The 367-nt window shown below is 73.3% G+C and carries 1 pseudogene; it reads left to right on the top strand.

Annotated elements, in window-relative coordinates:
- A pseudogene (locus Q0L15_RS18165) lies at window positions 1-367 on the top strand (phenylacetate--CoA ligase); the annotation flags it as partial.

Genomic DNA, 367 nt, shown 5'->3' with positions numbered 1-367 from the left:
CACCTGGGCGGAGCTGATGGCGCGCTCGATCCGCGCCGCCGGCGGACGGCCCGGCGACGTCGTCCAGGTGTCGTACGGCTACGGCCTGTTCACCGGCGGTCTCGGGGCGCACTACGGCGCCGAACGGCTCGGCTGCACGGTGGTCCCGGTCAGCGGCGGCATGACCGAGCGGCAGGTCCAGCTGATCGTGGACTTCGCCCCGCGGGTGATCATGGTGACCCCGTCGTACTTCCTCGCGATCCTCGACGAGATGGACCGCCAGGGGATCGACCCGCGGTCGACCGCCCTCGAGGTCGGCATCTTCGGCGCCGAGCCGTGGACCGACGAGCTGCGGCGAGCGGTGGAGGAGCGCTCCGGCGTCCGCGCG

The sequence above is a fragment of the Nocardioides sp. genome, from assembly GCF_024509035.1.
In the GTDB taxonomy this organism is placed as follows: domain Bacteria; phylum Actinomycetota; class Actinomycetes; order Propionibacteriales; family Nocardioidaceae; genus Nocardioides.
Note: the sequence above shows the minus strand (reverse complement) of the source record. Positions and strands in the feature narration are given on the sequence as shown.